Origin of the sequence: Methanosaeta sp. UBA356, from assembly GCF_002496465.1 — an archaeon.
GTDB lineage: Archaea > Halobacteriota > Methanosarcinia > Methanotrichales > Methanotrichaceae > Methanothrix > Methanothrix soehngenii.
In genome coordinates, this window is record NZ_DAKC01000121.1 from 10,958 (window position 1) to 18,746 (window position 7,789).

Annotated in this window: 4 protein-coding genes; 3 read left to right on the plus strand and 1 reads right to left on the minus strand. The window is 53.6% G+C overall.

Features of this window, described 5'->3' with window-relative positions; genetic code table 11:
• The 3 genes from BP727_RS11815 to BP727_RS11825 form a co-directional block, all read left to right on the plus strand.
• Window positions 1–1,158, plus strand: a 1,158-nt coding sequence (locus BP727_RS11815; protein WP_286858970.1) for an ATP-binding protein, incomplete at its 5' end; no start/stop codon positions are given.
• Entirely contained in the window at window positions 1,155–2,297 is a 1,143-nt protein-coding gene (locus BP727_RS11820; protein ID WP_273278630.1) for a metallophosphoesterase family protein, read from the plus strand. The genes BP727_RS11815 and BP727_RS11820, both read left to right, overlap by 4 nt.
• 10 nt (window positions 2,298–2,307) lie before the next feature.
• Window positions 2,308–5,466, plus strand: a complete 3,159-nt coding sequence (locus BP727_RS11825; protein WP_286858973.1) for an AAA family ATPase — start codon at window positions 2,308–2,310, stop codon at window positions 5,464–5,466.
• A 547-nt stretch (window positions 5,467–6,013) separates the two neighbouring features.
• On the opposite strand, the gene BP727_RS11830 is transcribed toward BP727_RS11825, so the two are convergent.
• Window positions 6,014–7,429 carry a LamG domain-containing protein gene (locus BP727_RS11830; RefSeq protein ID WP_286858975.1) on the minus strand — a complete coding sequence of 472 codons (1,416 nt, stop codon included), beginning with the start codon at window positions 7,427–7,429 and terminating at the stop codon, window positions 6,014–6,016.
• Between the last annotated feature and the right edge of the window lie 360 nt (window positions 7,430–7,789).

Below are 7,789 nucleotides of genomic sequence, written 5' to 3' on the forward strand. Positions count from 1 at the left end.
ATGGGAGACATAGAGGTGGGATACCTGAGAAACGGCTCGATTCTAGTCGAAGATATACCAGTCTCTTTGCACAGCAATGCCATGGACCATCATATGGGCGTTTTCGCCACCACCGGCATGGGAAAATCCAATTTTATGAAGGTCTTTGCCGCCTCATGCATGCGGCTGGCTGCTCGGGGAGAGTCGAAGTTCGGCCTATTGATCGTTGATCCTCATGGAGAGTATCTGAAGGGAAAAGACCTGACAAGAGGGCTGGTTCACCTCAAGAGGTACCGAGAGGGGCTGGCCTGCTACTCCACAGATCCAAAGAATGCCTCTGATCCGGATGTGGAGGAGCTGGCGATAGCTGAGAGCAACATTCGGCCTGAAGATATAGCGCTTCTATACGATTGGTCGCCGCCCCAGAGGGATGCCCTGGATGCCATATCCAGGATTCTGGACTCGGGCAGTTGGCTGGAGGAGATTCAGCGTCCTGAGGGCCTGGCCAGGATGGTGCAGGATGGCTTTAAGGATACCACCATCATGGTCCTGATCCGGAGGATCAAGAACGAGCTGGAGAGAAATAAATACATAAAGAAGAGGTCGAGCCTTGACAACATCATAGCCCGGCTGCAGAAGGGCGATGTCGTCTTGGTGGACATACCGAGGATCAGCGACCGCTCAGAGCTCTTCTTGCTCTCCGTTCTCTCCCGACATATACTGGAGGAGTACAAGAAAGACCCGTCGGGGGAGAGAAAGAACTGCCTTATCACCATCGAGGAGGCGCAAAGGGTCTTGGGCGGAGGAAACAATATCTCCCGCTTCGAGAGCATTGCCCGGGAGGGCAGAAAGTTCGGGGTGGGTCTGTGCGCCATCACCCAGCAGCCAAAGCTGATAGACAGACAGCTCCTCTCTCAGTTCAATACCCTGGTGGTTATGGGCCTGGGAGACAGAAATGATCGCCAGCAATTAGAGGAGTCGGCCAAGCAGGATCTATCCTCCATGGACATAGAGATCCAGACCCTGGAGAAGGGAGAGGCGGTGGTCTCCACATTGAAGATCCCCTTCCCCGTGCCTGCCAAGATCCACCGCTTTGAGGATTACCTGCGCCGTTTGAACCAGGAGGAGAAAGACGAAGGCCTCATAAAGAGAGGAGGCTTTAAGCCCTTCCTGCCATGAAGATAATCCACCTCGCCGATTCTCATCTGGGATTCTCCAGCTACAGCCGCCTGGATGAGCACGGCCAGAACAGGATAGAGGAGATGGTCTACTCCGGTTTTGAAAAGGCGATCGAGCAGATAATCAGGGCTCATCCCGATGCCGTGGTCCATGCAGGAGATGTCTTCCATCACGTCCGGCCCAAGATCAAGCCCCTGTTCATCTTCCAGAGGGGGCTGCAGCGGCTGGTGGAGGCAGCAATTCCAGTGATCATAATCAGCGGCAACCACGATGCTCCCAAGAGCTTCAACCAGACCAGCCCCTTCCGGCTCTTCGAGGGTTTGAGGGATGTGCATATCGCCCAGCGCTACAGCTATGAGCGCTTCGAGGTGGGCGACCACTGTTTTCATTGCATTCCCTTCTGCCTGGAGCCGCAGGACTACCTGACGGAATTCGGGGAAATCAAGCGCTCGGGAAGGGATGTCCTGGTGATGCACGGCATGGTCGAGTCTCTGAAAAACCAGAAGATGAGGAGCGTGGGCGAGCACGAGCTGAATGACAGCCTCCTGAAAAGCGACTTCGACTATATCGCTCTGGGCCACTATCACGGCCAGGCCCAGGTTTCTGCCAATGCCTATTATAGCGGTTCGGTGGAGTACTTCAACTTCGGAGAGGCCCGAGATGTGAAAGGCATGCTTCTCGTCGACCTGGAGACTGGAAAAGCATCCAATGTACCGGTAAAGCCCAATTACATGATAGACCACCCGCCGATAGACTGCAGCGGCATGCGATCCGATGAGATAGCAGAGATCATCATGGATATGTGCCATGAGGATGAAATTTCAGATCGGATGGTTCGGATAAATTTAAAGAACGTCAACCGGGTGGCCTACAGGAGCATAGATCAGGGAAAGCTCAACCGCCTGGGAGGGGCAGCGATCTACTTCAAGATCCGGCTGGATTTTTGCGATGAAGAGGACAGAATTGAGCGGCCGGTGGACCGAAGGATGCTTCATGTGGATTTCGCCGGATTTTTGGGGGAGAGGCGTTCGGCGAATCTGATACCGGAGACTATCAAGGACGAGGTGGTAAGCTATGGGACAGAGATCATGAAAAAGGCGGTACTAGCCAGGCAAAAAGAGACAACAGATGCACCTTAACAAGCTTTTCATGCATAACTTCAAGAAATTCCGCCGGGCGGAGGTGGAGTTTCAGGATGGGCTCACCGGCATCGTGGGAGGCAACGGCGCCGGTAAGAGCACCATTGTGGAGGCCATAGCCTGGTCTTTATACGGAAGCCGGGCTTCGAGCATAAAGAGGGACTTCATACGCAACTCCCGGGCAGGTGATGCGGAGACTGTGGAGGTCAAGCTCTCCCTTTCTTTGGGGAAGAGGGAGCTGGATATCTACCGCTCCATGAAAGGGAAGAATATGTCACCGGAGGCATTTCTATTCCTGGACGGGCAGAGGATTGCCGCCGGCACAAAGGAGGTCGACCAGAGATTGGAGGATATTCTGAAGATCAGCTATCAGGATTTCATGAAGACCTTCTACGCCCGGCAAAAGGACCTGGACAACCTCCTCAAAGAGGGCGGAATGGGAAAGAGGGAGTATCTGCTCAAGCTCCTCGGCCTTGAGGACATCAAGGAGAGCGCCCTGGAGCAGATCAAATCCGATCGATCAAGCCTTGAAGACCAGAGAAGCCGGCTGGCCGGAGCCTTGGGGGAGATCGGGGAGGTCCAGGCCCGGCTGATGGAGGCGTCACGGGAGATATCCTTTGTCAGAGAGGGGCTGGTGGAGGGGGAAAGATGCGAAGCCCAATTGCTGGGGGAGAAGGAGTTGCGGCTCATGGAACTGGATGTTCTTAACCAGAAGATGAACTCTTATGGCATTCTGGCGGAGAGGGCCTCCCGGCTGCAGGAGGAAGCCAGGAGCCTGGAGGTTCTCGTAGCCAGAGATGAAGGGCGTCTGAAGGAGATCGAGGCATCAAAGAGGCTTCTCGAAAAGATCGGTCCCGCTCTGGATAGGCTGACCGGAGTCCTGTCAAGGCTCGAGCTGCTTGAGCCCAGGAGGAACCTGTACGAGGAGATCTCCAGGAAAATAGCAGTGGCAAAGTCTCGACTGGAGGGAGATAGAGCTGCTCTGGAGAAGGATGAGAAGAGGCTCGTGCAGCTTGAAGGGGATAGGGCCAGGCTCGATGAGCTTCTGCCCCAGGAAGAGGATTACAAAGAGGTTCAAGTGCTCCTGGCCAGGTTGGAAGAGCTGCGAGAGAGGTATGCCAAAATCAGCCTGAGCCAGAAAGAGGATGCTATCAGGCTACAAGGAGCAAGGTCGAACCTGGTCCGAGTGGACAGATCTATAGAGGATCTGCAAAGAGCGTCTGCCAGGTACGAAGAGCTTTGGCCGGCAATAGAAGAAGAGAAGAGGCTGAAAGTTGAGCAGACGAAGCTTTCCGGAGAGAAAGAACGGCAACGAGAGCTTGACCTTCTGGAGAGCCAGAAAAAGGCCCTGGCGGGCAGGATAGCAGCCCTGCGGGAGGCGGCAGCAAAAATCCGGGAGAATCTTCTGGGCCTGGGAGACCTGGAAGAGAGAGAGGAACAACTGCGCCGGCAGGACAGGGACCTTGATTCTCTCGGATCCGAGCTGAATAACGCCTTAGCCGATCTCAGAGGGAGCCTGAAGGTTCAAGAGAATACGTATCTGGAAAATGAGAGGGCACTTAAAAAGGTCAGATCTTTAGGAAGTGAGGGGCTCTGTCCCACCTGCGAGAGGCCTATAGAGGGCCAGAGGGATCTGCTCCTCGGAAAGTACCAGTTCGCTCTGGCCCAGGCAAAAGAGGAGAGGGAGAAGCTGAAGGGATTGGCAGGATCACTTACTGAGAAGATCGAGGGGGTGGCAAGCTCTCGTAGCCGGCTGGCCGGGGCCTTCGAGGAACTGAATGCCAAAAAGAGCCTGCGCTCTGCTCTGCAGGCGGATATGAGAAATGCCGATTTGCAGATAAAAGAGGCCACTGAAGAGATGGAAGGGATCATGGCTATGGTCGGATCTTTTGGTCCTGTCTCCTTTGACGCCAAAAGGCTCCAGGATGTCGAAGCCGCTCTGACAAAGCTCGCGCCAATGGCGGAGGAGTGCCAGGGCCTGGCAGTGCGAAAAGAGGAGCTGCCCCGGAGGGTACTGGAACGGGAGGCGATAAAAGAAGAGATAGAGACACTGGCCAAGAGAGGGGAGCATCTGGAGGAGCAGATCAGAGAGCTGGGCTACTCAGAATCTCAATATATCGAGGCTAAAAGATTGTGGGAGTGCTGCAAGTTCCCGCACGAGCAGTTTATCACCCTTCTGGAGAGGACAAAGGAGATCCCGGCTCTGGAGGAGAAGATTGCTCTTCAGAGGAGCGAGATAGAAAAAGCCTCCCGGTCCCTGGTGGAGCTGGAGAGATCTGTCAAGGATCTGGGCTTTGATCCGGAAGAGTACAGCTCTTTACTGGCAGAGAGAAAGAGGCTGGCCCAGGCGGAGGAAGAAGCCAATAAAATAAAAATCCGGCTGGCTCTTGAGCCCGAGGTCAAAGAAAAGCTGGCCGAGTCTCAAGGTGCCCTGGAAGCCAGGCAATTGGATATCGCCCGGATAAGGGCGGAGATGGAGTCATTGGCCTACAGCCAGAGGACCCATGAGATGGCAAAACTTGCCCTGGCCGAGGCGGAGAGGAATCTCGTGGCATCGCAAAAGGAACTGTCCGACAAGAGGATTCGCCTTGGCGTCCTGGAAGCGGAACTGGCAAGGCTGAAAGAAGAGGAGAAGAGAAAGAAGGAGCACGAAAAGAGGCTGGAAGAGACCTCGAGGAAGCTGGAGGTGGTGGAGATGACCCGAGGCCTTGTCAACGATTTCATGGATCAGGTTCTGATCAGGGTGAAAAACGATATTGCCAAAGCGGCCAGCGAAATCCTGGAGGAGGTCTCAGGCAAGTACAGCCTGCTGAAGATCGACGACGACTTCAACATTCAGGTGGAGGACGGCGGCAATTACTACCCCATCTCCCGCTACTCCGGCGGGGAGATCGATATGATCGCCGTATCGGTGCGGGTGGCCATAAGCGAGTACCTGATGCGCTTCGGCCCGGATGGTGAGAGCTACTCCTTCCTGATCTTGGACGAGGTCTTCGGCAGCCAGGATATCGAGCACCGGGAGAAGATGATCCAGATGTTAAGAAGCTTAGAAGAGCGTTTTCCCCAGATAATCGCCATCAGCCACATCAGCGACGTGCAGGGGCAGTTCGACAATACATTGCTGGTGGTGGAGGACGAGCTGGGCAACAGCCGGGTAGAGGCAATTTGATTTGATCTATCAACTCACCATCCAGCTGAAAGCACAGCGGTTCCTTAAGAAGCTAAAAAAGAAAAATCCGGATGCAGCGTCAGAAGTAGTAATGGATATATTTGAGCTAAAAAATGATCCCAAGACATCGATGTGAGTTTATAAAAGATGGCTTCGTCAGTTGAAATCATAAAGAACAAAAGTTCCCGAAAGCTTGATGCCTTCATAGACTCCTTGACCGACAAAGAGATTGATGAGTTGAACGCCGATGAAGGCGGTGATGAAGAGCCTATGCCTTTTGAGGAGTTTTGCAGGAAAGCAGGCATTAAACTTCAAAAATAATTAAGATAGCCCTAGAGCCAGGAGTGAACCCCTGATAGTAGACAGGTAGTTAAGCAACAGTATTTAAAGCAACCTCCAATTCGAACTGATCCGGAGACATGTAATGTTGATCACGTACTCCCTTTATCCCCGATGCAAGGCGGATTTTTTTAAATAAAATCTGGGGGGGTGTCAGACACCCCATCCAAGATAGGTTTGGGTCTGTTTATGGATGGCTGCCAATTCCTCAAGGGGCATCGCCCATCTCGACACAGAGGACATAGGGATCCGCCGTAGAGCGCTTGTACCAGAGCCTCGCCTGACTGAGTCCCACCTCCTTCAGCATGGAGTTCAGCTCCTCCGGTGCCACCGGCTTCAGCGTTCCGGCGCTGACGTCGAAGAGGTAGCTTGTCCCTCCCTTCAGGGTAAACGGTCCATAGGCCTTCCAATCGTCGGATACCCCTATGTATCCGGAGACTCTCTTTCCGCTCCAGATTATGTATCTCCCGGGGTCTAAGAGGCATCCTGCTGTGTTCCTATCAGTGGAGCTGGCCCCGAGATCGGTATAATCGACCACCGGCCAGGGTAGAAGGTCGAGGCTCTGGCATGGTGCACCCTCCCTGCAATCGAAGTCGGCACACTTCGGCCTTCCTTCAACGAGCCCCACCTCTTCCGACCTGTCGAAGTCCCCATCAGATAAGGATCTCTGATCATCCCATATTACTACGCTTCCTATCAGCCCATGAGTGTCAGATCTCCAAGAGTCTGTTCCGATGAGGACCGTCGCATAATTCGGGTTTGGAAGCCCGCCAGTGTGGGGATTAGTTCCCTTCAGGATCCCATCGACCCAGATCTCCACCCCCCGGGGCCCCCAGGTCCCCATGACATGTCGCCATTCTCCGATAAGATCTTCTGGAGGTATGCCGCTATCTGCCACCTTCCATCCGCCAGCCCATATCATGAAGACCAGGTTTTTGGAGTACCTGCTGTGCGTACCCAGGTAGAATCCGTCATCATAGCTTCCGCCGTACTCCCTCCCTGACGCCGCTAGGACGAAGTCCTTAGGGGCCGACTCAAGTCTGACCCACATCTCTATAGACCCTTGCTTGAGGTCCCTCGTCGGGTTCTGGTGGACGTTCCCTACCCTCACATAATCTCCGCTCCCGTCCAGCTTCAGGGCAGGAGCGTATCCCTCTTCTGCGACGATGGATACGTTACCAAATAATTCTCCGGGATGCTGTCCGGTCGCGTCGTCGGCATCCCCATCGAAGTAGTAAAGGGCAACGACGGTTTCTTCGATCTCTCCGTTTGCGGCGGGTGAAGACTCCCTCCGCACCACAGAGAAGGTGTTGCTCCGGGCGATCTCTTCATAACTGCTGCTTCCGGCCCAGTTCTCAAACATCCTGAACTCGTACTCCCCCAATTCCTGGGGGGCGGCAAAAGTCAAAGTCCCGCTCTTTTCGCCTCGCAGGTAGCTCCACTCCCCGTATCTTTCATTCGCTGCGTCTATCCTGTAGATGGCGATCCAATCGGTGTCGAATCCTGGTGCGCCAGAGTAGACGACGGTTATCTTATCTGCAGGGTTTACTGCAGATGGCGAAGCAGAAAGGGTCGGCAGCTGGCCGGAACCGAGGCTGATAACTGCAAAGAACAATAAGACCATAGTGCCAGCGCATAAAATCCGTCTTATTTTCAATTTAAGCCACCTCAGGATGAATAAGACGCTAAACTATGAACATCTTTTGGTATCATATCATTTTTGGGTAGTCCACCTTGGCAGGCTCTTTCTGCTGGAATAGGGACTGTCCTGGCTATGGCAAAGTAGATCACGGCAACATCGTTCGATACGGCCGGATCGACAAGGCACTCAGCACTTGAAATGCATACTACTGTCGCAGGCATCGTTCTCTAAAATATAGAAGTGATGAGGGAATAATACGGCAATCGATTCCTATACTAATTGTTCTTTCGCTGGGATCTTTTATATAATTGCTATAATCTTCTGTACTTTCCAAGTTTCTCC